Annotated in this window: 26 protein-coding genes; 18 read left to right on the top strand and 8 right to left on the bottom strand. The window is 42.2% G+C overall.

Translation table 11 applies throughout. The annotated features are described in order from the left end of the window. The first annotated feature begins 94 nt into the window (after nucleotides 1–94). On the top strand, nucleotides 95–511 hold the full coding sequence (locus EIZ58_RS15145; RefSeq protein WP_134701676.1) for a hypothetical protein: 417 nt from the start codon (nucleotides 95–97) through the stop codon (nucleotides 509–511). A gap of 73 nt (nucleotides 512–584) precedes the next feature. On the opposite strand, the gene EIZ58_RS15140 is transcribed toward EIZ58_RS15145, so the two are convergent. After that, nucleotides 585–863, bottom strand: a complete 279-nt coding sequence (locus EIZ58_RS15140) for a hypothetical protein (protein ID WP_134701675.1) — start codon at nucleotides 861–863, stop codon at nucleotides 585–587. A 131-nt stretch (nucleotides 864–994) separates the two neighbouring features. Next, on the bottom strand, nucleotides 995–1,912 hold the full coding sequence (locus tag EIZ58_RS15135) for an HD-GYP domain-containing protein (protein WP_134701674.1): 918 nt from the start codon (nucleotides 1,910–1,912) through the stop codon (nucleotides 995–997). 139 nt (nucleotides 1,913–2,051) lie between these two features. Here EIZ58_RS15135 and EIZ58_RS15130 point away from each other — a divergent pair, with 139 nt between their 5' ends. Then, nucleotides 2,052–2,903: a DegV family protein gene (locus tag EIZ58_RS15130; protein ID WP_134701673.1), complete on the top strand. Its 852-nt coding sequence runs from the start codon at nucleotides 2,052–2,054 to the stop codon at nucleotides 2,901–2,903. 45 nt (nucleotides 2,904–2,948) lie between these two features. On the opposite strand, the gene EIZ58_RS15125 is transcribed toward EIZ58_RS15130, so the two are convergent. Beyond that, nucleotides 2,949–3,170 carry a hypothetical protein gene (locus EIZ58_RS15125; RefSeq protein ID WP_134701672.1) on the bottom strand — a complete coding sequence of 74 codons (222 nt, stop codon included), beginning with the start codon at nucleotides 3,168–3,170 and terminating at the stop codon, nucleotides 2,949–2,951. 136 nt (nucleotides 3,171–3,306) lie between these two features. On the opposite strand from EIZ58_RS15125, the gene EIZ58_RS15120 reads away from it, so the two are divergent. The 6 genes from EIZ58_RS15120 to EIZ58_RS15095 all read left to right on the top strand — a co-directional run bounded on the left by EIZ58_RS15120 (nucleotide 3,307) and on the right by EIZ58_RS15095 (nucleotide 8,162). Further along, nucleotides 3,307–3,726 (top strand): hypothetical protein, encoded by a 420-nt coding sequence (locus EIZ58_RS15120; RefSeq protein ID WP_134701671.1) that lies wholly within the window; start codon nucleotides 3,307–3,309, stop codon nucleotides 3,724–3,726. Nucleotides 3,727–3,877: 151 nt separating this feature from the next. Further along, entirely contained in the window at nucleotides 3,878–4,837 is a 960-nt protein-coding gene (coaA, locus tag EIZ58_RS15115; protein ID WP_134701670.1) for a type I pantothenate kinase, read from the top strand. 27 nt (nucleotides 4,838–4,864) lie between these two features. Continuing rightward, nucleotides 4,865–5,632: an NRDE family protein gene (locus tag EIZ58_RS15110; protein WP_134701669.1), complete on the top strand. Its 768-nt coding sequence runs from the start codon at nucleotides 4,865–4,867 to the stop codon at nucleotides 5,630–5,632. A gap of 158 nt (nucleotides 5,633–5,790) precedes the next feature. Then, nucleotides 5,791–6,048: a DUF2621 family protein gene (locus EIZ58_RS15105; RefSeq protein ID WP_167577730.1), complete on the top strand. Its 258-nt coding sequence runs from the start codon at nucleotides 5,791–5,793 to the stop codon at nucleotides 6,046–6,048. Nucleotides 6,049–6,155: 107 nt separating this feature from the next. Continuing rightward, a complete protein-coding gene (locus tag EIZ58_RS15100; RefSeq protein ID WP_134701667.1) occupies nucleotides 6,156–7,727 on the top strand; it encodes an AMP-binding protein in 1,572 nt (523 codons plus the stop codon). Nucleotides 7,728–7,793: 66 nt separating this feature from the next. Beyond that, the gene (locus EIZ58_RS15095) at nucleotides 7,794–8,162 is read left to right on the top strand and encodes an ankyrin repeat domain-containing protein (protein WP_134701666.1); all 369 of its coding nucleotides are present in this window, start codon (nucleotides 7,794–7,796) and stop codon (nucleotides 8,160–8,162) included. Nucleotides 8,163–8,211: 49 nt separating this feature from the next. Here EIZ58_RS15095 and megL read toward each other — a convergent pair whose 3' ends face one another. Together megL and EIZ58_RS15085 are read right to left on the bottom strand one after the other, a co-directional pair. Then, nucleotides 8,212–9,399 carry a methionine gamma-lyase gene (megL, locus tag EIZ58_RS15090; RefSeq protein ID WP_134702004.1) on the bottom strand — a complete coding sequence of 396 codons (1,188 nt, stop codon included), beginning with the start codon at nucleotides 9,397–9,399 and terminating at the stop codon, nucleotides 8,212–8,214. A gap of 313 nt (nucleotides 9,400–9,712) precedes the next feature. Then, nucleotides 9,713–9,916 carry a CotD family spore coat protein gene (locus EIZ58_RS15085; RefSeq protein WP_134701664.1) on the bottom strand — a complete coding sequence of 68 codons (204 nt, stop codon included), beginning with the start codon at nucleotides 9,914–9,916 and terminating at the stop codon, nucleotides 9,713–9,715. 197 nt (nucleotides 9,917–10,113) lie between these two features. Here EIZ58_RS15085 and purT point away from each other — a divergent pair, with 197 nt between their 5' ends. The 8 genes from purT to EIZ58_RS15045 all read left to right on the top strand — a co-directional run bounded on the left by purT (nucleotide 10,114) and on the right by EIZ58_RS15045 (nucleotide 17,975). Further along, nucleotides 10,114–11,292 carry a formate-dependent phosphoribosylglycinamide formyltransferase gene (purT, locus tag EIZ58_RS15080; protein ID WP_134701662.1) on the top strand — a complete coding sequence of 393 codons (1,179 nt, stop codon included), beginning with the start codon at nucleotides 10,114–10,116 and terminating at the stop codon, nucleotides 11,290–11,292. Nucleotides 11,293–11,415: 123 nt separating this feature from the next. Further along, complete coding sequence (locus EIZ58_RS15075) at nucleotides 11,416–12,648, top strand: diguanylate cyclase domain-containing protein (protein WP_134701660.1); 1,233 nt, start codon at nucleotides 11,416–11,418, stop codon at nucleotides 12,646–12,648. Nucleotides 12,649–12,687: 39 nt separating this feature from the next. Further along, nucleotides 12,688–13,353: a GntR family transcriptional regulator gene (locus tag EIZ58_RS15070; RefSeq protein ID WP_134701658.1), complete on the top strand. Its 666-nt coding sequence runs from the start codon at nucleotides 12,688–12,690 to the stop codon at nucleotides 13,351–13,353. Nucleotides 13,354–13,534: 181 nt separating this feature from the next. Next, complete coding sequence (locus tag EIZ58_RS15065; RefSeq protein WP_134701656.1) at nucleotides 13,535–14,374, top strand: ABC transporter ATP-binding protein; 840 nt, start codon at nucleotides 13,535–13,537, stop codon at nucleotides 14,372–14,374. Then, the gene (locus tag EIZ58_RS15060) at nucleotides 14,295–16,088 is read left to right on the top strand and encodes an aliphatic sulfonate ABC transporter substrate-binding protein (protein WP_134701654.1); all 1,794 of its coding nucleotides are present in this window, start codon (nucleotides 14,295–14,297) and stop codon (nucleotides 16,086–16,088) included. Before EIZ58_RS15065 ends, EIZ58_RS15060 begins: the two co-directional genes overlap by 80 nt. 185 nt (nucleotides 16,089–16,273) lie before the next feature. Further along, complete coding sequence (locus tag EIZ58_RS15055; RefSeq protein WP_134701652.1) at nucleotides 16,274–16,837, top strand: hypothetical protein; 564 nt, start codon at nucleotides 16,274–16,276, stop codon at nucleotides 16,835–16,837. 53 nt (nucleotides 16,838–16,890) lie between these two features. Then, the gene (locus EIZ58_RS15050; RefSeq protein WP_134701650.1) at nucleotides 16,891–17,181 is read left to right on the top strand and encodes a stage VI sporulation protein F; all 291 of its coding nucleotides are present in this window, start codon (nucleotides 16,891–16,893) and stop codon (nucleotides 17,179–17,181) included. 686 nt (nucleotides 17,182–17,867) lie between these two features. Beyond that, a complete protein-coding gene (locus EIZ58_RS15045; RefSeq protein WP_134701648.1) occupies nucleotides 17,868–17,975 on the top strand; it encodes a sporulation protein YjcZ in 108 nt (35 codons plus the stop codon). A 104-nt stretch (nucleotides 17,976–18,079) separates the two neighbouring features. Here EIZ58_RS15045 and EIZ58_RS15040 read toward each other — a convergent pair whose 3' ends face one another. Both EIZ58_RS15040 and EIZ58_RS15035 read right to left on the bottom strand, forming a co-directional pair. Beyond that, nucleotides 18,080–18,256 carry a sporulation protein YjcZ gene (locus EIZ58_RS15040; RefSeq protein WP_134701646.1) on the bottom strand — a complete coding sequence of 59 codons (177 nt, stop codon included), beginning with the start codon at nucleotides 18,254–18,256 and terminating at the stop codon, nucleotides 18,080–18,082. A gap of 111 nt (nucleotides 18,257–18,367) precedes the next feature. Continuing rightward, the gene (locus tag EIZ58_RS15035) at nucleotides 18,368–19,018 is read right to left on the bottom strand and encodes a S1C family serine protease (RefSeq protein ID WP_167577728.1); all 651 of its coding nucleotides are present in this window, start codon (nucleotides 19,016–19,018) and stop codon (nucleotides 18,368–18,370) included. A gap of 205 nt (nucleotides 19,019–19,223) precedes the next feature. Between EIZ58_RS15035 and EIZ58_RS34150 the strand changes: the two genes are divergently transcribed. Then, nucleotides 19,224–19,592, top strand: coding sequence for a hypothetical protein (locus EIZ58_RS34150; RefSeq protein WP_205672213.1), 369 nt, complete (start codon nucleotides 19,224–19,226; stop codon nucleotides 19,590–19,592). Between the two features lie 116 nt (nucleotides 19,593–19,708). Then, nucleotides 19,709–21,196: an IS1182 family transposase gene (locus EIZ58_RS15025; RefSeq protein ID WP_240689093.1), complete on the top strand. Its 1,488-nt coding sequence runs from the start codon at nucleotides 19,709–19,711 to the stop codon at nucleotides 21,194–21,196. Between the two features lie 118 nt (nucleotides 21,197–21,314). Here the strand turns inward: EIZ58_RS15025 and EIZ58_RS15020 are convergent, their stop codons facing one another. After that, nucleotides 21,315–21,950, bottom strand: coding sequence for a GNAT family N-acetyltransferase (locus EIZ58_RS15020; RefSeq protein WP_167577727.1), 636 nt, complete (start codon nucleotides 21,948–21,950; stop codon nucleotides 21,315–21,317). Between the last annotated feature and the right edge of the window lie 19 nt (nucleotides 21,951–21,969).

Raw genomic sequence — 21,969 nt, 5'->3', positions numbered from 1 at the left:
TCTAAGAATAATAAATCCCCTATATCATCCATTCTCCTATAGAGTATGGAAGCTGAGGGGGGAGGGCAAGTTAAAAAGAAAAAGGCGGTGCCCTTTGAAAAGTAAAATCATTTCTTTACTTGTTGTCTTTTTGTTTACGTTGGCCATACAGCCGGTGTTAGCTCAGGAAACGACAGACCTTGAAATTTATGACATTGAAAAAGAACAGATTGTAAAACGCATTCCTAACACACCTGAAATTCAACAAGACGTTACACAATATCTAAAGACCATTGACCGAACGATTCCTCCTTTAGGACAGGTGCCAAAAAAGGGAAAGATGGTACGGATTCCAATACAACCGCCCTCGCAAATCGAAAATCAATGGATAAAAGGCACTATATATGAAGTGTTCTTCATTCTTTTGCCGGATCGAGACCCGTTCATTATTGTGTATGATGAAGCGAGGAAACCGTATTTGCTGCAATCCGCTTACATGCCCCAGCATATTCTTAAGCTCGTCAATTCGTAACTCGTAAAAAACGAGGCTGTCTCTTAAGGCCGGTAACCGGCTCCTTAGAAGACAGCCTTTTTCTTAGGAACTATTAAACCTGACAAACGTGATTCTCTTCTAAAATCATTTCCTTGCACTTAAGACACACTAATCCTTCGCGAATCAGTTTATTTAGCTCTTCACGATTGTGCTTCATCCGTTGCTTTACTTCATCAGCCTGAAGAGGGGCTTCAGTTAAGGCATTAAAGCAGTCAAAGCATAGATAGTGATATTCCTTATCGGATTCCAACTTAATATTCCAACTCTCAAGTTCGAACGTATGAAAAGGTTCTGCATGGGCAGCCCCGCATTTTTCACATGGGTGCGACATATACGACTCCTTCTAAATACTTATTTAAGAATAGTATAGCATGTGTCTTGCACTTTGCAAACGAACAGGGTCGCGGTGCTATTTTATACACAAGAAAAAAGTTAGCCCATCTAATGATACAATTGGGCTAGCTACTCGTCTTCATATTTAAAACTAGTTAATACTTCTAACAGGGCATCAACCACATGGGGATGATAGAGGATCCCGCGGTGGCGCACAATCTCAGCAACTGCATCCTCTTGGGTTCGTCGCTTGTGGTAAGGGCGATCCACACACATGGCGTCAAATGAATCTACGACTGCTACGATGGAGGCTTCAATGGAAATCTGCTGTCCAGCTAAACCTTCTGGATAGCCTGTTCCGTCATATCTCTCGTGATGTTGTTCCACGATCGTTGCCGCTTGAATGAGGGAAGGGATCCCTGTATTTTTAAGAATTTCTGCTCCGTATTCGGCATGCTGCTTTAGAATTTCCCATTCTTCGCTCGTGAGGGCTTCTTGTTTCTGGAGGATATTCTCTGGGATTCGCATCTTGCCGATATCGTGGAAAAAAGCCCCATACTCAAGATTATAAAGCTGTTCTGAAGTTAAATTCATGGCACGTCCAATCAGAACGGAAAGCTTACGAATCCTAGAACAGTGAGTTTCAGAATACCCATCCTTTAGTTCTGTTTTAACCGCAAGATCCATAAGCTCTTTCGTATCCAAACTGTAGAGGTGAAAGACCGGCCGAGAAGTTACATACAAGAATTCTACTTCACTGTCTGCTGTAAAAAGTGTATGTTCTCGAACAGGATGAAAGAACATATTGTCCCCAGGATACAACAGCAGGTCTTTGGCTCGATCGTGTTTCCGAAGAACTCCTGACAGGATATAAATAAACTCCATGCCATCCCATCCGGCCTCTGGAATGAGGGACCAATCACTACCCTTAGATAGCCGGTGGTGGATCACTTCTGTACCCTGGCCAGAGGATAAGAGGGAAAGCTCAATGTTTTTTAGTGTTACTTTCTCTATAGACTGACCTCGAGCCAATATCAAGGGATTCATATTAGATCACCTAATCCGCGCATAATTAATAATTCCATCTTACCATAATCCTATTTCTGAAACCATTGTTCGTTCATAAGTATAGCTACTTTGATGCAAATTATTGATATATCTAAAGAAAAGAAGGGAGCCGCAATTCTTGACGAGAAAAAAGATAGCCTGGATTACAGATAGTACTGCTTATATAACCCCTGAATTATTAAAAAATGAATCCATATTTGTCGTTCCTTTAACCATTATGTTTGGTGAACAATCATATGATGATGGGGTTGAGCTCACGGCACATGATCTGTTTGAGAAAATCAAGGCGTCCAAAAAAATCCCTAAGACTTCTCAGCCGTCACCTGGTCGATTCATGGAGTTGTATAAAAAGATAAAAGAAGAATTTGAGGGTGGAATTGCTGTACATATTTCAAGCCAATTGAGCGGGACCTATAACGGTAGCCTACAAGCAGCTCGGATAGCTGATTTTCCTCTAGAGGGAATAGATTCCTTGTCTATGTCTTATCCCATTACAGTCCTGATCCATAAGGGGATGGAGCTAGAAAAACAAGGTCTAAGCAGACAAGAGATCGCAGCACATTTGCGTGAAGAAGTGAAAAAAAATAAAAACTATATCTTAATTGGAAATTTGGATCAGTTTTATAAAGGCGGAAGGATGTCAGGGGCCCAATATTTAATCGGAAACTTATTGCAGATAAAGCCTATTATTCGTATCAATGAACGAGGAGAATTTGAAATGGTGGAGAAGGTGCGCTCAGAAAAAAAAGCAACCAAACGAGTCTTCGAGTTGCTTCGGGAAGCCGTACAAAAGGCCCCTTTAGCTTCACTGCAAATCATGCATGGAAATGTTGCGGAAAAAGCAGCGGAGTGGAAAAAAGAGCTTGAGACCGCACATCCATCAATCCCCATAACGGTAGGTGAGATCAGTTCAACGATTGGAGTTCATGCAGGAGAAGGTACTATTGCCTTAACATGGACCCATGTCTAGAGGGGTAGAGTGTCCCGTAGAAAGGGACACTCCATTATAGGCTTGTTACCAGCTGATCAAATAGCGTACTAATCCAGTATCGTCTTTAAACATCACTTCGATGGAGCGATCAAATGTAGGTTCATCTAAGTAGGCCGGAGCTTCGATGTCATGTTTTCGCTCGAACTTTTCAATAGCTCCTGCCAATGTCTCTGCAAAAATAATGTGATCTTTTTCTTCGAAGTGAGGACTCTGGCTTTCTACTAAATGGAATTTATATCTTGTCATGGTGATAACTCCTGTCTTCATTATTCTTTTGATTATATAACATCAATACGAGCGGGTGCGAAACTAAATTTTGGTTGACAAAATCCTCCATTTAGGTGTAAATTACACATAGGTGTTCCCATAAGGAGGAAGATATATGTATCAACCACAAGAATTAGTTCAAACCTGGGTTAACGGATGGATCTACGGTGTGAAGAAAACATTTGAGGTTCAAGATCAGGTAGCGAAGCAAACCGAGCAAATGATCACGCTCCAGCAAGAGTGGCTAAAGCAAGGTTTCGAACAGCAGCAATCCCTGCTTCAGCAATGGAATGAGAAATGGACAGGGAAGACAAACTTGGAGTGGGCAAGCTGGGGCACTCCTGACTCGGTATGGATGCAAAAAGGCTGGCAGGAACAAGAAAAGGCGTTGCAACAATCTTGGAATCAATTTGAAGCCATGATTAAGAAGGCCAAGGAACAGCAAGATAAAGGAAAAGAGCAAGTGGTATCCATAGTAGAAGAAACAGGGGAGAAAATTAAGCAATGGGCACAATATGCCGCTCCAATTAAATAGATTATTTTTAGTTCTGTTCCTTTGCGGGACAGAACTTTTTTGCTTCATTAAATCCTTTTATATGCATCTTCTTCTCATCGACCATTATTTTGCTATAATGAGGATTATCTATTTGTGATATTGGCTTTACCAAAGGAGGTTCCATCGGAACATGTTCACTGCATCATCACATGATGAAAACTATTCACCTTATATAACCTTTAACCGTGAAGAATGGGCTCGACTAAGAGATTCGATTCCACTTCCGTTATCACAGGATGAATTAGAGGCCTTAAAAGGATTAAATGAAAAAGTATCTCTTGATGAAGTATCAGAGATTTATCTCCCTCTTTCTCGACTGCTTAATTTGTACGTAGCGGCAACCCAGGAGCTCCACGCAGCAACGAACACTTTTTTAAACAGTACCACTGAAAAGGTCCCATATATCATTGGGATTGCCGGAAGCGTGGCTGTGGGAAAGAGCACCTCTGCCAGAATCCTACAGACTCTTCTATCGCGTTGGCCTAACCATCCAAAGGTGGAACTGGTTACAACCGATGGCTTTCTCTTTCCCAATCGTGTACTAGAAGAGCGGGGCTTGATGAAGAGGAAGGGTTTTCCAGAAAGCTACGATATTCGCCGATTAATACGGTTTATGGCAGACATTAAATCGGGAAGACCCGAGGTTTGCGTTCCCGTTTATTCCCACCTATATTATGATATCTTAGCAGAAGATGAGCAAATTATTAGAAAGCCAGATATTATTATCGTAGAGGGAATTAATGTTCTACAAAACAGTCGGAACCGAAACCAGAATATTCCGCGAGTATTTGTTTCTGATTTCTTTGATTTCTCCATCTACGTAGACGCAAAGATTGAAGACATTTTTCAATGGTATGTTGAACGCTTCCAATTGTTAAGAGATACTGCATTTCAAAATCCCCAATCTTATTTTCACCGGTATGCCGAACTATCGGACACCGAAGCTATGGACACGGCTAAGAAAATATGGCTAGAGATCAACGCGGTCAATCTTCAACATAATATCTTACCGACAAGAGAGCGAGCTCATTTAATCTTAAAAAAAGGACCTAACCATTCCGTTAGCAGTGTTAAGTTACGCAAGCTTTAACCCTTTAAGGAAGACGAGGTAAAAACGATGTGTATACTCTTCTTTGCTTATGACGAACATCCCAAGTACCGGTTGGTCGTGGCTGCTAACCGGGATGAATTTTTCAAACGCCCAACAGCAGCAGCTGCCCCTTGGGCAGATCAGCCAGATATAATAGCTGGACGAGACTTAGAAGGATTTGGAACGTGGATGGGAGTCAATCGTAAAACAGGGTATTTTGCCGCTCTTACTAATTTTCGCGGAAGGCCTAAGGATGGTCATTCCGAACGAGGATTCCGTTCTAGGGGAGAATTAGTTAGCCATTATCTCCAGCGTTCCGAGGCACCGGAGAGCTATCTTTCTGATGTTGCGCAGAGAGTGGGAGCATACCAAGGATTTAATTTAGTCCTTGCTGATTCAGAATCGATGTACTACTATAGCTCTACAAACAATTCCATAGAAAAACTTTCATCTGGGATTTATGGATTAAGCAACGCAGCGCTTAATACACCATGGCCTAAAGTTGAAAAGGGCAAAGTCGCCTTTGAATCTGCCCTAACCGCGAGTGATATCAATATTTACAAGTTATTCCAGATACTCGTTGATGCTGAAGTAGCTGCAGACGATCGATTGCCCAATACCGGCGTCGGACTAGAGTGGGAAAGAACCTTGTCGCCGATCTTCATCAACAGTCCTCATTACGGAACAAGAGCTTCGACGATCCTAATGATGACTTATGATCATCATATCCAATTTATTGAGCGGACGTATCATAATAGTTCTTGCGAGTGGACAGAAGTAAGCTATAGCAGTTAAAGATACCTTCCGTTGCGGATAGGTATCTTTTTATTTATCTTGTTATTATCTTGGTTATGATGTAAATTGAAAAGGCAAGAGGGTAAGTGTGCGGATATATACATATCATTATGGGAATTTTTAAAGAAGATAAGATAAGCATAGGAAGGAAGAATGTAATGGAATGGGATCAAGATGCGAAAGATTTGTTAGAGGAGTTGTTAAAGCCGATTCCTATATTTGCACGACCGATGGCAAGAATGGGAATTGAAAAGAAAATACGTGAAGCAGCAGAAGGAACGGTTACAAGAGATGCTGTTATCCGCGGTTATTTAATTGCCTCCCCAGGGAATATGCAGGAACGAGCTGTAAAGATGCTTCAAGCTAAAAAGATCGACCTTACTCCCTATGAACAATTGCTGCAGGAGCTAAAATAATCAGATGAGGGACTGATGTCACCAGTCCCTCCACATTAAACCTATACTTTCCCCCTCTACTTTCCTACATAAGAATACAGTATCGTCGATATAGAAAAGGTGATAAGATGACACGAAAGGCATTTAGCAATACCCGTTATGAGCCCTTATACACTTTAGCGGAGCTTGCGAAGAAAACAGCCCCAATCAATCGTAATTTATTTAATGTGCTAGTTGACGCTGCCGATGAATTTGGCTATGGAAAAAAAATCATTGAAGATATTGAACGATCGATTAGCTACAAAGACTTATTGTTGGCAACTTATGTCTTAAGCGGCAAGTTGGAGCCTTTGCTGAAGGGTCAACAGAATATTGGCATATTTCTCCCTAATTCTATTGGTCATGTAGTTACTTTGTTTTCCTTATTTAAACTAGGGAAAACACCAGCCATTTTAAACTTCTCCATGGGAGAAGCGAACCTACGGGATTGTGGGGAAACTGCCGGTTTGAGAACGATCCTAACTTCTCGCAAATTCTTAGAGAAAGCAAACTTAGAAGCGCTCATGGAATCGTTATCAGCTGCGTTCGAGGTTATCTATTTAGAGGATGTAAGAGAAAAGGTAAATGTCATTGACAAGGTGAAAGGTTTGATTAGTTTTAAACTAAAACGAAAAGCAACCACCTCTGTCAATGAAGTTGTTTTGTTTACCTCAGGCTCCGAGAGCAAACCTAAAGGGGTAATATTAACCCATGATAATATTTTTGCAAACTTACACCAAGCGTTAAACGTTATAGATCTAACTTTAGAGGACCGTTTTTTTAACCCTCTTCCGATGTTCCACAGCTTCGGCTTAACGGTTGGCACCATGCTTCCCTTACTAAATGGGATGTATGTTATTGCTTATCCTAGTCCACTGCATTATAAAGAAATTCCTGAGCTTATTAGAGAAAGAAAAGCTACCGCCCTTTTCGGTACGTCCACTTTTCTTGAAGGCTATGAAAAATATGCGGGTTCCGATGATTTCCGCACCCTTCGCTACGTGATTGCGGGAGCTGAGCGATTGAAAGAACAAGTAATAACGAAGTGGGAAGCCAAATTTCGGATTAATCTGCTGGAAGGCTACGGTACCACCGAGGCCGCCCCGATTCTATCCTTGAACACACCTACCCATCAAAAGAAAGGTTCTGTAGGAAGGTTGTTGCCGCTCGTTGAGGCTAGGATCGAGCCGGTTGAAGGAATTTCTGAGGGAGGTAAACTGCTTGTCAAAGGACCAAACCTCATGAAAGGGTACCTCCTTCATAACCAAGGTTTTATTCCAAGGGAAGAATGGTATGATACAGGTGATGTGGTCACATTGGATGAGGAGGGCTACGTAACCATTCAAGCACGGTTAAAACGCTTCGCCAAAGTGGCTGGAGAGATGATCTCTTTAAACCAAGTGGAACAAATGGCAGCAAAATGCTTTGGCAGCCCGGGATTTTTTGCGGTCAGTGTACCGGATGAAAGAAGAGGAGAGAAGGTTATTCTGTTTACGACCTTAGAGGAAGCAGAAGAGAAGGAGTTAGCGCAGTATATTCGTACAGCTAAACAGTCAAATCTGCTAATTCCGCAAAAAATGCTCCACATTGAAGAAGTTCCTGTATTAGGTAGCGGAAAGACTGACTATGTGACGCTAACAGAATTGGCTAAGGGAAAATAGGAATAAGTCTTTTGACCATCACGTAGGATAGTTCAATGAACGTTTCTTGCGGGAGGTATTAGAAGAATGAGTGAAGACCACCTAACCGAGCTTGTTAGGAAAAATAGTATTTCTGATTTAATGGCTTACTTAGGCTCGGATATCAATAAAAGAAACAACCGAGGAGACACCGCGTTGTTGATCGCTACGCGACTAAATAACCGAACACTAGTCAACCAACTAATCAACCTTGGTGCTGATTTTCAGAAAGAAAACCAACGAGGTACAACACCATTAACCCTAGCTATCTTTAATGGGTATACAGAGATCGCAAGGGATCTCATTCTGTCTGGGGCAAAAGTGATGACAGAGACTGATAAAGCTGGAGACAGTACTCATTTGGTCCATACAGCTACTTATAAATCAAATCTAAAAAGAATTAAAAAAGAGCTATAGAAAAAACAACCGGCCTCCATCATGGCCGGTTGTTTTTTCTTGGCAGATACTAGGCGCTGGATAGAGCTTGATCAAGATCATGGACAATATCGTCAAAATCCTCAATTCCGACCGATAGTCGGATGAGGCCATTCGTGATTCCCATCTTCTCGCGATCCGTTGCGGGAATGATAGAGTGCGTCATTGATGCAGGATGTTGGATCAGAGAATCCACATCTCCTAAGCTAACAGCTCTCTTACATAGCCTTACTCGATTCATCATTTTAACTCCTGCCTCGTATCCACCCTTAAGCTCAAAGCTGATAATTCCGCCAAATCCGTCCATCTGTTTTTTAGCTAAAGCATGTTGAGTGAAGCTGGGTAGACCTGGATAATAAACTTGACTCACTTTCGAGTGTTCAGCAAGATATTCTGCAACCTTCTGAGCATTCTTACAGTGTCGCTCCATCCGAATACCCAAGGTTTTTAACCCGCGCACAAGTAAGTATGCATCAAAGGGGGCAAGTATGCCACCGATATCCTTTTGAGTGGTCATTCGCAAGGTCTCCATCATCTCTTTGGAACCTACCACAATCCCTGCTACTACATCTCCGTGTCCTCCAATAAATTTGGTTGCACTGTGTAAAACAATATCACAGCCATGTTCAATAGGGCGTTGCAGGTAAGGGGACATAAACGTATTATCCACCACGGTCTTGATCTTTTTCTGTTTTCCTATTTTGCCAATCATCGATAGATCCACTAGTTGCATCGTAGGGTTAATCGGTGTTTCTACGTAAATCACCTTCGTATTGGGCTGGAGAGCTGTGACTATGGATGTTTCATCATTCATGTCACATAAGCTATACGTAATTCCAAATCGTTCTTGTATTAAGCCTAATAGGCCGAAGGTGCAACCATAGAGCCCTTTGGAACATAAGATATGATCGCCAGTTTTTAATAATCCTAATAATACAGCGGAAATAGCAGCCATACCCGAAGCAAATGCTAACCCGGACTCTGCTTTCTCAAGTGCGGCAACTTTCTGCTCAAAAGCGGATACCGTAGGGTTTCCGAGACGAGAATAGACATACCCGGCTTCTTCCCCAGCAAAACGTTTTGCCCCTTCTTCCGCTGAGGAAAATACAAAAGTCGAGGTTTGATAGATGGGAAGCGATAGGGAACCAGTGGCTGGATCTGTATGATAACCTTCGTGAATGGCTTTTGTGTTTAAGCCCCATTTTCGATCCTTATCAATATTAGACATAAAGTACCTCCTGTGTCTCGGGTCTTGTAAACGTATACAATGCAAATTAAAGCCCCTTAATACTCCAAATAGGAGAAGGCAAAAGACGATCCCTCTACTTAAAAATATGCCAACTTTACCTATGGTGCTCCTTTGACTAATATTGCTACAGGAATCCTGACAGTTCTGTGAAGTCTAAAGTTTTTCTGAAGAAATGGTGTAAAATTCTAAATAGTGAGTAGGCCACAATGCTAATCAAGTGGCCTTTTTATGTATGTTTATAGCGAAGGGAGGATAGCATGAGACTATCCTCCCTTCTGTTATATTACCAGTTGCGTGTTGGCGGAACCACAGTATGCACTTGGTGAACAGGTCCCATTACATTTCGTACGGTGTGTGGGAACATATGCTGGTGTTGATAGATGTAATTATGACGAATAATGGTTTGACTTGGATGGATATGCGGTATTACACAGTGGTGATAAACATCTTTTACACAGGTTCTCATTGGATGGACAATTGGCCTCATTACTTCAACCCCTCTCTTGTTGTTCTGTATATCCTATGTACGGGTGTCTATGGAGGCATCAGCATTTGTCCTAGGGCAAGCGTCTATTTTGTTGGCTTTAGATTTGACTTTAAACGAATTTAATTTTATACTCAAAGTATTGACGAATAATATATGTAATAAATAAATAGAACGTTCGTTTTTAGGAGGGTTTGAACATGTTTGGAGCACCGTTATCTCCATTATCTAAAAAAATTATGCTTCTTGGATCAGGCGAGCTCGGGAAAGAGGTTATTATTGAGGCGCAACGTCTTGGTGTCGAGACGGTTGCTGTAGACCGTTACGCTAATGCACCCGCTATGCAGGTTGCTCATCGGGCACACGTCATCGATATGCTTAATCCTGAGGAACTTTACCGGATTGTAAAGGCAGAGAAGCCTGACTTTATAGTTCCTGAAATTGAAGCGATAGCAACATCCGCTCTGGTAGAGTTGGAGAAAGAGGGCTTTAACGTTGTGCCGACAGCTCAGGCGACTAGACTAACGATGGACCGAGAAGGAATTCGTCGATTAGCAGCTGAAGACCTCGGCTTGCCAACTGCTCAATATGAGTTCGCAGATTCGTTGGATGAACTAAAGCTTGCCGTAGAGAAAATAGGTACCCCTTGTGTAATTAAGCCCATCATGAGCTCTTCTGGAAAGGGACAATCCGTTTGCCGATCGCTCGATGATGTAGAGGTTTCATGGCAAGCTGCAATGGAGGGAAGTCGCGGAAAAAGCACACGTGTAATTATTGAAGAATTTATTCAATTTGATTCGGAAATCACTTTATTAACGGTTCGTTCGGTTTCAGGAACCACTTTCTGCCCACCTATTGGACACGTGCAGAAGGATGGGGATTATATCGAGTCTTGGCAGCCCCACTTCATGACGGAAGAGCAGCTAAAAGAAGCAGAAAGAATCGCGGGTATTGTGACAGATTCGCTCGGGGGTTACGGCTTATTTGGCGTCGAGCTTTTTATTGGAAAAGACAAGATCTATTTCAGTGAAGTATCTCCTCGTCCACATGACACAGGTATGGTGACTATGGCCACGCAAGAGCTTTCCGAATTTGCTTTACACGTTAGAGCCGTATTAGGTCTGCCTATCCCATCCGTTCGACTTTATTCTCCTGGTGCTTCTTATACATTGAAGGCCGACCGAGATGAATCGGAATTTCAGATTGCAGGTCTGGAACAGGCGCTGCAAACTCCAAATAGTCAGGTTCGAATATTCGGTAAGCCAGAAACAAAAGAGGGAAGAAGAATGGCGGTTGCTCTTAGCGCAGCAGATAACGTGGAAACGGCTAGAAGCCAAGCAAAGGCCGCTGCTTCTGCCTTAACCATTGTCTATAAATAAAGGATCCAGGGCACTTGAGAGAGCAATCTCGAAGCAGCCCTTTTTTGTTTTTCGATTGGATAAAATTAGTTGAGAATACGGACGGAATCAGATAGAATGTAGTTTGACATGCATGTTTAAGAGGTGAGCACTATTCGTGACTTATTAACTAATATCCTCAGGGAGCCCAAGAACCTTTTAGTCCTTATTATTACGCTCTTTGTATTTAGTGGCTTGGCTCTACTTCTTTTACTTACCCAATATGCTCCTGCCTTTGCATTAAACGAGGAAATTGTCCTCATTCTATTTGCTGGATTGCTAGCTTTACTACTCAGGCTGTATTATAGTATTTCTCAATATAACCCGCCTGCTCTTTCAGATCCTCGCCTAACCATTACCGATGTACCTTTAGAAACCACGGTGTCCTCTATTGGCCAAGTATTGGAGGAACATAGAAGGATTGAAGAAGAACTTCGATTAAGAGAGGAAAGGCTAATTACTACGCTAAACAGTATGCCTCACGCCGTAATAACAACCGATCAAAAGGAGCTTATTACCTTTATGAATCCTATGGCAGAGAAGTTGACTGGATGGAAGAAACAGGAGGCGATTCGTAAGCCGGTAGGAGACGTATATCGAATTCAGGAGGATGACCAATCCAATAAGGTGATTAACCCATTAGCCCCAATGGGTAAAGGCTCCAAGAAAACTAAAAATCACCAATATGTTTTACGATCAAGATCCGGCTCGGGGGTATGGGTATTAAGCAGTGTTGCCCGAATGAAAAGCAAGATGGGAGAGAGTCTGGGTGTTGTCATAGCGTTCCAGGATTTAAGTGAACAGAAACGACAGGAAATGAAGATGATAGAAGAAGCCCATTTGGACGACCTTACTGGATTACCTAATCGCAGACATCTCCAAAAAAGCTTTTCAGGCTTAGTCGGGGGGCAGCGAGGCAAGAACCAACAACTAGCTGTTATGTTCCTTGATCTTGATCGTTTTAAATCAGTCAATGATACATTTGGCCATGAGGTCGGAGACCTCCTACTTAAATTGGTTTCTAAGAGGTTTCGCAGCTTGATCAGTAAAAACGATATCGTTTCGAGGATAGCCGGTGATGAGTTTATTATTGTCCTTAGAGATATAGACAAGCCCCAAGCACTGGGTGTCGCCCACCGAATACTGGACGGGATGAAGGAGCCGTTTTTTATTAGAGGATACAGACTTCTTGTAACACCGAGTATTGGAATCAGTTTTTTTCCTGAAGACGGAGCCAAATTAGATGAGCTGTTGGATAAAGCAGATCAGGCCATGTACCAAGCGAAGAAAAGCGGCAAAAACAATGTTCAGATCTTCGACCACTCGAGAATCAGTTAACTTACCTTAGCATGGACAGCGCTTACGGAGGATGATAAGATGCCAGTACCTAAAGACTACCTAGCACCCCATCGAATTTCTGCTAAAGAACGCGCACTATCCCAATTACAGCGGTGGATTATTGACGGTACACTTCAACCTGGAGAAAAATTGAATGATATGGAACTAGCGGAAGCGTTGGGTTTAAGTAGAACGCCAATACGCGAAGCTTTACAGCTATTAGAAGTCCAGGGTTTTGTTGAGATGCAGCCGGGAAAGATTACCCGGGTCACGCTAATAGAAAAAGAAGATATATTAAAAATCTACCCGCCTTTAGCAACTCTTCAGTCCCTTGCAGCTGAGCTGGCTACCCCCGTCATAGATAAGACCCAAATCCAGTCCTTACGTGAGCTCAATCAGCAGTTTGGGGAAATGATTCAAAAACAGCAACTATTTAAAGCGATGGAATTAGATGAACAATTCCATGATATTATACTAGATGCGGCTAACAATCCCTATATCACTTCTTTTTGCACGACCTTACAGATGCATATCAGACGATTTAAATATGTACTTCTTCAACAACCCTTATCAACCACCATCCATTCTCTCGAAGAGCATGAAGCAATGATTTCGGCATTTGAGAGCCGTAATCCAGAACAAGCAGCTGAAGCGATGCGAATGAATTGGGTAAGAGCCATGAATGAATTAGGAAGGCTAATTTAATGACTTGTTTCAGATAAACGACCGAGTCCTTTTGTGCAAGGATTCGTCGTTTTTTCTTTGCGTTAATTTATTCTTGACGAATCGCGTGATTCTCAATATAATTCCTATTAAACACATGAATAATCCCAAGTATTTTTATAGGGTTTTATGATTATAGATTGGATAAGAAGGGGAGGGCCTGATGTTACTTCAAGTAGATAATATCAGCAAGTTTTATAAGCAAAATGGGGAAACCTTTCAAGCTGTCGATTCCATTCAGTTTGAAGTGAAGAAAGGTGAATTTGTTTCTCTACTGGGTCCATCCGGCTGTGGTAAATCAACCGTTCTGAAGATTATTGCGGGGTTGGAAAAGGCATCATCAGGAACAATCCAGATTCAGGGAAAACCTATTTTAGGGCCTGTGAAAGAACAAATGATGGTCTTTCAGGAAGCCGCCCTCTTTCCGTGGATGACGGTCATGGAGAATGTTTCCTTTGGGCTTAAGGCGGCCGGGAAACTCAATCTGAAGGAAATTGAAGAAAAAGCGTTATATTACCTTGCGATGGTTCACATGTCGAAGTTTGTGGACCACTATCCTCATCAGTTATCGGGCGGAATGAAGCAGAGAGCATCTATAGCGAGAGCGCTCGCTATGGATCCTGAAATTCTATTGATGGACGAACCGTTCTCAGCTCTTGATGAACAGACCAGATTGCTTCTCCATGCGGAACTCGAGGATATTCTTATCAAGACGAATAAAAGTATTATTTTTGTTACCCATAATATCCGTGAGGCGGTAACGTTATCGGATCGCATTTTAGTATTTTCAACAAGACCTGGAAGGATCAAGAGTGAGTTTAATATACAAGCCTCCAGACCTAGAATGATGACGAATGAGTTAGTGGACATTGAATTTCGAATTATGGAAGTATTGCGCGAAGAAATAGAAAAGGTGATGAAGCATGAAGTGGATGACGCGTACGAATTTAAGAGCAGGGTTCTTTCTACTAACGATACTCATTCTATGGGAAGCGGTATTTAGACTCGAGGTTTGGCCACCCTATCTTTTTCCTGGTCCAATGGAAGTGGCTCATACGTTTTGGGCCGGAATTATGGATCAAACCTTATTGCTAGCCGTGGGAGCCAGTCTTAAACGATTATTAATTGGTTATGTGATTGCTGTTATTATCGGTATTATATTAGGCATACTTCTCGCTAGGTTCGCCTTGCTTTCAGATACTTTGGGAAAGGCAATAATGGCTCTGCAGACGATACCAAGTATCGCTTGGCTGCCATTTGCCATTCTGTGGTTTGGAATTGGAGACCTTGCCATCATCTTTGTTGTAACGCTGGGAGCAACTTGGACGATGACACTGAATATTGAGAGTGGGTTGCGAAGCGTTCAACCTATCTATGTTTCTGCGGCACGTATGATGGGCTTGGATGGAATCCAGCTTTTTACCAAAGTTATGATCCCTGCGACGATCCCGCAAATGATTACAGGAATGCGCGTGGCCTGGGCTTTTGCCTGGAGGGCTCTATTAGCAGGTGAATTAATTGGTAGTGGAACAGGATTGGGTCAGGTTCTGATGGTAGGAAGAAGTCTTGGAGATATGAGTCTTGTTTTATCTGTGATTATCGTGATTGCTGTTCAGGGGTATCTCGTGGACAATCTTCTCTTCAAGAAGCTTGAGCATACCACGCTTGTCCGCTGGGGGCTAAAAAGTGACGGCGGTAAAAAAATTGTCTCTAAGACGAAAGGAAAGAAAAAATGGGTTCCTATCAGTATCGCTGCAACGGTAATTGTGTTGTTGCTTATAGGGGTAAATCCATACGCTAAAGAAAAGGACTCTGTTAGAGTTGGCTTTTTGCCTAACATCACCCATGCTCCAGTTCTTGTTGGCTTAGAAACTGGAATGCTGGAGAAGGAACTTGGTGACTTGCAGTTAGAGGCAAAACACTTTGATGCGGGACCATCCCTTATGGAGGCTTTTTCCACGGGGCAGCTTGATATGGCCTATGTTGGTCCAGGACCTGCTTTGACGAACCATCTTAAAGGGGCAGGGGCGATTATGATTGCAGGCTCAACCGACGGAGGAAGTGTTTTACTAGTCTCGCCAGAGGCCAATGTTCAAAGTGTACGTGATTTATCAGGTAAAAAGGTGGCTGTTCCTCAGCTGGGAAACACACAGGACATTCACCTAAGACATGTTCTGCAGGAATCGGGACTAGAAGACGTAAAAAAGGGCGGAACGGTCGAAATCCTACAAAGCGCACCAGCTGACATGGTTGTTTTATTTTCTCAAAAGCAAATCGATGCAGCCATTGTTCCTGAGCCATGGGGAAGTCAGCTTATAAAAAAAGCGGGGGCTAAGATTCTTGTGGACAGTAAGGAAATATGGAAAAATGGGGACTATCCTACGACGATTCTTATTGCACGTCAATCTTTTGTGGATGAGAACCCTAAAATTGTGGAAGATTTTGTTAAGGCCCATGTTGCGGTCATTCATTATATTGCCGAGCACCCTCAAGAAACAAAAGTGGCAGTGAACAAACAGCTCAAGCTGCTTGTAAACAAAGAACTGCCAGCTGATGTTGTAGATTCCTCTTTTGAGAGGGTTGTATTTACCCACCAAATTGAGAAGAGGACGCTAATTGACTTTGCAGAAATGACGGCAAAATCCGGATATATTAAGCAGCCCTTTAATCTCGATGGATTTGTTGATGAACGATTCTTAAAGAAAGCCACCGAATAGCCCATATAGAAAAACACCGCTTAGGAGCGGTGTTTTTCTAGTTCATTAGCCTTATTTCTAAAGAATATTCAACTCTTGGGCAGGCGTACATACAAGAAGGCATTATCCTACGTATAGTAAAAAGAAACGAGAAGCTGAACAGTCGATTATGTGATGTTCTTGGAGAGATAAAGGAGGTGATCGCTGTGAAAGCCAAAAAGAAAGGGATGAGTACAAAACCAACATTTGAAACTCGACTAGATCGGATGGAATCATCCATTAACCATATAAGAGTAACGATGAAGGATACCCAAAAAAAAGTAGAAAAACTCAATCAAAAAAGCTCAAGAAAAAAATCACAGAGATCTCGCAAGAAGAATATTCTATATTCACCGACCCAACATCAACCTATTCCCAAGAGGAATTCTTCACGCAACGTCTGGTCACCTAATGGAACTGAATTCGAAGATCTTTTACAGGACTCGACTGTGAATTCTTTCTTGCACCAAAGAAGAAACAATAGCAACACACGGAAATCAAATTCAAACTCCAGCGCTGTTCCTCAGTGGAATTGGATGGGTGAGCTTAATCAAATGCTGAATCTTTTCCAACATCCTACAGTCAAATCTTTATTCCAACTAGGTCAACCCCCAACAAATCCCTCGGCTAATACAGGAAATCTAAACCAGACCAGAGTCTCTGATTATACTGAGTTGCTCAAGGTCCTTGATAATCCCTCAATCCAAGCCTTGCTGAAAAAAGTACTATAGACCATTGCCAAACCATCTGCTTCAACATAGGATATAAGGTCACCCTCGACTGAATGAATGAAGAGAAAGGAGAAATGAAGATGGATATTAATACGATCATTAAGTTGGTGCAAAGTGTTCCCCCGGATAAATTAACGGATGAAAAAACGTTAAAGAAAGTGATTAAGGCAGCTTCAAAGGAAGCGGGTAAAAATTTCTCTGATGAAGAAGTGGAAAAATTCGCTAAAGACTTTAGGAATATTGCAAAAGGTGGATCACCGCTAAGTCTAATCTCAGCCTTACTAAAAAATGGGGTCTCTAAAAATCAATTAAACGATATCGCCAAAAAAATGAATAAAAAGTAATTGGATAATAAAGGAAAGAGCCGTTAAGGCTCTTTTTTTCTTCAGCATGAAAAAGGGCATCTTCCTATTAGATGCCCAGGGTAAGTATAGCTTAAGTTCTACTTTTTACTTTTTTTCTAGGTCTTCCTTTCCTTTTGCTAGCAGGCCGTTTCTTCCTCTTGGGTCGTTTCTCGGGCGGTTCACTTATAGCGGTAGAGTCAGACTCGGAGGAGCTCGGCTTTGCTAGGAGTCCAGCCATTAAATTAATAATCGGCTGTGCAGTTTGATATAGCTTTTGGATTTCACCGGCCATTTTAATCAATCCATCAATGCCACCCATTTTGTTAATAAGCCCTTGTATGTTTTGCATCGATAGGTTCGGCAGCCCTGGAGTGCTCTGTGGTGTTGGTGGTTGCGATGGTGGGAACGAGGGTCTTGGAGCCATGTAGGGATTTTGAAAATGTGTCGGGTATTGAGGGGGGGCTTGAGGTTGGTTTCTGTCCCAAATCAAAAGACTCACTCCTTTTTCCTTTTACTCCTAATTAGACTATGTGAGGAGCCTAAAGGAAGGTACAGAAATCCCGTGTTTAAGAAGCCCAAATTCCTGGTCTATTTATCTGCTTTGTTGTCTAGAGTTGGGTATGAGTCCAAACCATCTTCAAGAAAATGCATAGAATAAAGTAAATAAGGGAAAGGGGGATGGAAGTATGAGCTGTGTAGCACCTGTTGCTGGAGGATGGGGATACGGAATTGGGTTCATTCTGGTTCTTTATATCCTTCTTGTTATCGTTGCTCGCCCTGGTTTCTTCTACTAGGATAGGAGAGTAAACGGAAATGTTATCTGGACTCCAATCGGTAAGCATTGGAGTCCTTTGTTTTTTATAGGAAAGGCCTCCGTAGCAGGAGGCTATGCTTTAATCTAGATCCAGAATCCAGGTCGAGCGATGATGATAAGCAGAATGAATAATACCAGTACATATCCAATGCTATATCCAGCTATACCGCAGCCTGGAATAGCCCCAAAGCCAAGACCTGCTCCATAACCTAGTCCAGTGCCGGGGTACCCCCAACCTAAACCATAACCCGGGAATCCCATTTGTTTTCACGACCTCCTTTATCGTTTAACGTACTCTAGTATATTCGGCTCTATCTCAAGTGTATAGATAGATGGCGATAGCGAAGGCGGAATTTTTTAACTTGTGACACCCTATATCTTTATTTTTGATAAGACTTTTTTAATTCCATCAATTCCAATGGCAAAGCCTATACGTTGGTAATCTTGAGCAATAAAAGAATTAACCGCAATAACCTCACCCTTAATATTCAAGAGGGGGCCACCGCTGTTTCCGGGATTAATAGCACAGTCGGTTTGGAGTAAATCTTGGTAGGAAGCATCTTCTGTACGAATCGATCGTTTTTTTCCACTGATGATCCCGGCGGTGATGCTCTGCCCCAAATCTAATGGATTCCCTACGGCAATTACGATCTCCCCGAGTTTGCTTTGACTGGAAGATCCTAGAGGAAGAGGGGAGAATCGGGAGAGGGTATGGCTCTTAACTATGCATAAATCTCGCTTTCGGTCTGCCCAGACTCTTTTAACTGTATATTCACGACCGTCGATAAAGCGGATTCGAACATAGGGAGAACTCCCAATTACGTGCTCGCTTGTTAAGAAGTATCCATCCGGATGGATAATAAAGCCTGTACCTATATTCTCGGGCTGATCCGAACCACCCGGTGTACTGCGAAAAGACTGTATAGACACCACACTATTTTTAACCCTATCGACTATTCGCACGACATAATTAACAGGATGTGAAAGAGTGGAACGCTTGTTAACAATTAAACGATGGTGCAAGTTCCTTCCCCCTCGACTATAAATTCAATATCCTTATCCTCTAGAATATTCATGACTGATGACAGGGGAACGTCATATCCTGTCAAATCCTGAAAATCCGCACGAGCATATTTTGATCATTTTGACTGGGTATATAAACATCCGTTTAGTCAAGAGTGCAGGAATAGCAATAGACTACAGTAATACTAAGAGGAGAGGTGACCACATGCCAGTATCACATGCTTTCGCCAGACAATTTGTAGGCAAACAAGTTATAGCCGAGTGTATTGGAGGAAGAAGATATTACGGGATTGTACAGGATGTAACACAGCGCGAGGTGATCATGCAGCTAGTCGGACCGGGGGCGGGCTATGTTTCAACTAAAAACAAAGATTTGAAACTTACCAAGGCCAGTAAACCCAGGAAAGCTGAAGTGGAGCAAGTGCAATGGGGTTATCCAGGCGTTGGTTATCCAGGCATAGGCTATCCGGGCATAGGCTATGGTTATCCAGGATACGGTGCAGGATTAGCGTATAGCAGAATTGCTCTCCCGCTATATGTTATTCTTGCTCTTTCACTGCCTTTTGTCATCTAAAAGTAAAAAGGGTCCCTAAGGGGAGAGCCCTGCAAAACGAATACAAATTTTGTAAAACCAGCATTTACAGGTGCTGGTTTTTGTTATAATGAAAAGAAAAAAGGAAGAAGAATAAAATGTTGTACTCATCGAAGCAAGCCCAAGCCTCTTTTCATGCGGAACTCTATAATCTTATTCCCCAAAATCACATTCTCCGCCAAATCAACGAAGTGGTTAGCTTTTCGTTTATCCACGAGATGGTTCAAGCATCCTACTGTGTGTATTATGGTCGCCCTGCTACAGAACCCGAGCTCTTATTTCGGTTGCTCTTTCTGCAAACCATGTACGACCTTTCCGACGAACGCGTCATATCGGACACTCAAGTGAATTTAGCTTACAAATGGTTCCTCGGTTTAAATCCAGAGGACACTCTGCCAGATCCCTCTCAACTCTCTCGCTTCCGTAACCATCGTCTGGGTGCAAGCCGGGTCGAAGATCTACTAAAAGAGATCGTTAAGCAATGTATAGATAAAGGATTGATCAAATCCAAATCCGTTATCTTAGATTCTACTCACACCTTGGCTTCTACCCAAAAGCAGAAGCCTCTTCAAGTTCTTCAACAGGCGGCGAAACGTTTATTTCGTGCCGTGAGCAAAAAACATCCTAAGTTAGAAAAAAAGTTGCCTAAAGCACCTAAACTAGAAAAAGACCAGCCGGATGCAGAAAAAATAATGCTTCGCTATTTAGCTGAATTAGGGGAAACGGTTGAAACCCTTCTCCCTGATCACGAAGGAGCCATTTCCGAAAAAGTAAGCATAGCCAAACAAATTGTAGAAGATGAGCGGTTACTTGCAAATAAAGGAGTGATGTCCGCCATTGACCCTGATGCTCGTTTTGGATGGAAAAGCAACACGAAATCTTTCTATGGATTTAAAGAACATCTAGCTATGGTAGAGGGAGAAGAGATCATAACAGCGCTTGAAGTGACGGGAGGAAATGAAGACGATGGTAAGCAGCTCTCTAAGTTACTACGTCACACGCTCGATTCTGGTGTGGAAGTAGATATTCTAAAAGCAGATACCGCCTATTCAGGAAAAGACAACTTAGCAGAATTAAAGTCAAAGGACATCTTGGCTGTCATTCCGTTAAATCCGATCGTACATCATGGTGGACCTAAACAGGAAGGTTTTGAGTATAACAAAGATGCTGACTTTGTGATTTGCCCAGCTGGAGAACATAGTGTAAGGAAGGCGATCCAAGGTAGTAAAACGTCTGGACATAGCCGTTCTCTCGTGTTCTTTTTCGATGTGGAAAAATGTAAAACCTGTCCCTTCCAAGAGGGTTGCTACAAACCAGGTGCCAAGAGCAAAACATTTTCCGTCCGTTTACTCGCGGATCAATATAAGGAACACATCGAATTTGAAGCGACCGACGAATTTAAAGCCCATATGAAACTTCGTCCTACAATTGAGCATAAGAATGCAGAATTGAAAAGATATCTCGGGCTGACCAGGGCTAAATACCGTGGTCTGTTTCGCATGCGAATACAGGCCTTTCTCACAGCCTTTACAGCTAATGCCAAACGGATGATAAAGCTGATAAATAAAATGCAGCCAGCCTCCTAGGGGAGGTTGACTGCATTTTATTGTTATTTTGCCTTATGTTCGTTTCTGTACCTAACCTACAACTTAAAAAGTACTACTTTTGCAGGGCTCTCTAAGGGGGACCCTCTAATAATTTGGATTAATGGGTTTCAGAAAAAATCGTTTCGCCGAACTTCCATCTTTCTTTTAAATAATCTCGGTCGGACCCATACCCCATAATATCAAAGTCATATCGCCTTTCAATTAAGTTAAAGCCGCATTTAGACCAGAAATAGCAACTTTCTCCACAGCTATCAATAAATAACGTGTAGCCATGATGTTCTGCCCATGCAGAGATGAGGCGTATAATTCTTCTGCCGATATTTTTGCGACGGTTTTCATGGGGAATTCTAAGTAATCCAATAAATAAGATTTTGTTTTGATCGTCTATGAATAGGTCAAGGACCTTATTATCTGCTGAAAAACCAGGGTCTCTCATAAGTTTGTCAGTAAGTATGGTAATATGATCAGGCTCTAGCATCTCTGAATAATGAATATGATGCTGATCGAGAACATCTGCGACTTGTGGAATAAATGAGTACATAGTATCACCAGCTGTTATAAATTTTCCTAGATAATATTGCCTCAAAACGAAAGGAAAAGCAATGTTTGAAAGCGATTGAAAATATGACGTTTTTGTAAGCGTTTCTCGAACGTTTGGCATGAGCAGGGCATGTATAAGCATAAAGATGTTATAAATGCTTTGAGCAGGTAGGGAGGAACCATGCGTATTCACAACGTTCAAATTTCTATGA

It is taken from the genome of Ammoniphilus sp. YIM 78166, assembly GCF_004522215.1.
Lineage (GTDB): Bacteria > Bacillota > Bacilli > Aneurinibacillales > RAOX-1 > YIM-78166.
This window is presented reverse-complemented; position numbering and strand designations above follow the sequence as displayed.

Bases quoted from the DNA above. Each gene is read 5' to 3' on its own strand.
- EIZ58_RS15140 (WP_134701675.1), bottom strand. From the start codon at position 863: ATGTCGCACCCATGTGAAAAATGCGGGGCTGCCCATGCAGAACCTTTT.
- EIZ58_RS15135 (WP_134701674.1), bottom strand. From the start codon at position 1,912: ATGAATCCCTTGATATTGGCTCGAGGTCAGTCTATAGAGAAAGTAACA.
- EIZ58_RS15125 (WP_134701672.1), bottom strand. From the start codon at position 3,170: ATGACAAGATATAAATTCCATTTAGTAGAAAGCCAGAGTCCTCACTTC.
- EIZ58_RS15120 (WP_134701671.1), top strand. From the start codon at position 3,307: ATGTATCAACCACAAGAATTAGTTCAAACCTGGGTTAACGGATGGATC.
- coaA (WP_134701670.1), top strand. From the start codon at position 3,878: ATGTTCACTGCATCATCACATGATGAAAACTATTCACCTTATATAACC.
- EIZ58_RS15110 (WP_134701669.1), top strand. From the start codon at position 4,865: ATGTGTATACTCTTCTTTGCTTATGACGAACATCCCAAGTACCGGTTG.
- EIZ58_RS15105 (WP_167577730.1), top strand. From the start codon at position 5,791: ATGGAATGGGATCAAGATGCGAAAGATTTGTTAGAGGAGTTGTTAAAG.
- EIZ58_RS15100 (WP_134701667.1), top strand. From the start codon at position 6,156: ATGACACGAAAGGCATTTAGCAATACCCGTTATGAGCCCTTATACACT.
- EIZ58_RS15095 (WP_134701666.1), top strand. From the start codon at position 7,794: ATGAGTGAAGACCACCTAACCGAGCTTGTTAGGAAAAATAGTATTTCT.
- EIZ58_RS15085 (WP_134701664.1), bottom strand. From the start codon at position 9,916: ATGAGGCCAATTGTCCATCCAATGAGAACCTGTGTAAAAGATGTTTAT.
- purT (WP_134701662.1), top strand. From the start codon at position 10,114: ATGTTTGGAGCACCGTTATCTCCATTATCTAAAAAAATTATGCTTCTT.
- EIZ58_RS15070 (WP_134701658.1), top strand. From the start codon at position 12,688: ATGCCAGTACCTAAAGACTACCTAGCACCCCATCGAATTTCTGCTAAA.
- EIZ58_RS15065 (WP_134701656.1), top strand. From the start codon at position 13,535: ATGTTACTTCAAGTAGATAATATCAGCAAGTTTTATAAGCAAAATGGG.
- EIZ58_RS15060 (WP_134701654.1), top strand. From the start codon at position 14,295: ATGAAGTGGATGACGCGTACGAATTTAAGAGCAGGGTTCTTTCTACTA.
- EIZ58_RS15050 (WP_134701650.1), top strand. From the start codon at position 16,891: ATGAATGAAGAGAAAGGAGAAATGAAGATGGATATTAATACGATCATT.
- EIZ58_RS15045 (WP_134701648.1), top strand. From the start codon at position 17,868: ATGAGCTGTGTAGCACCTGTTGCTGGAGGATGGGGATACGGAATTGGG.
- EIZ58_RS15040 (WP_134701646.1), bottom strand. From the start codon at position 18,256: ATGGGATTCCCGGGTTATGGTTTAGGTTGGGGGTACCCCGGCACTGGA.
- EIZ58_RS34150 (WP_205672213.1), top strand. From the start codon at position 19,224: ATGCCAGTATCACATGCTTTCGCCAGACAATTTGTAGGCAAACAAGTT.
- EIZ58_RS15025 (WP_240689093.1), top strand. From the start codon at position 19,709: ATGTTGTACTCATCGAAGCAAGCCCAAGCCTCTTTTCATGCGGAACTC.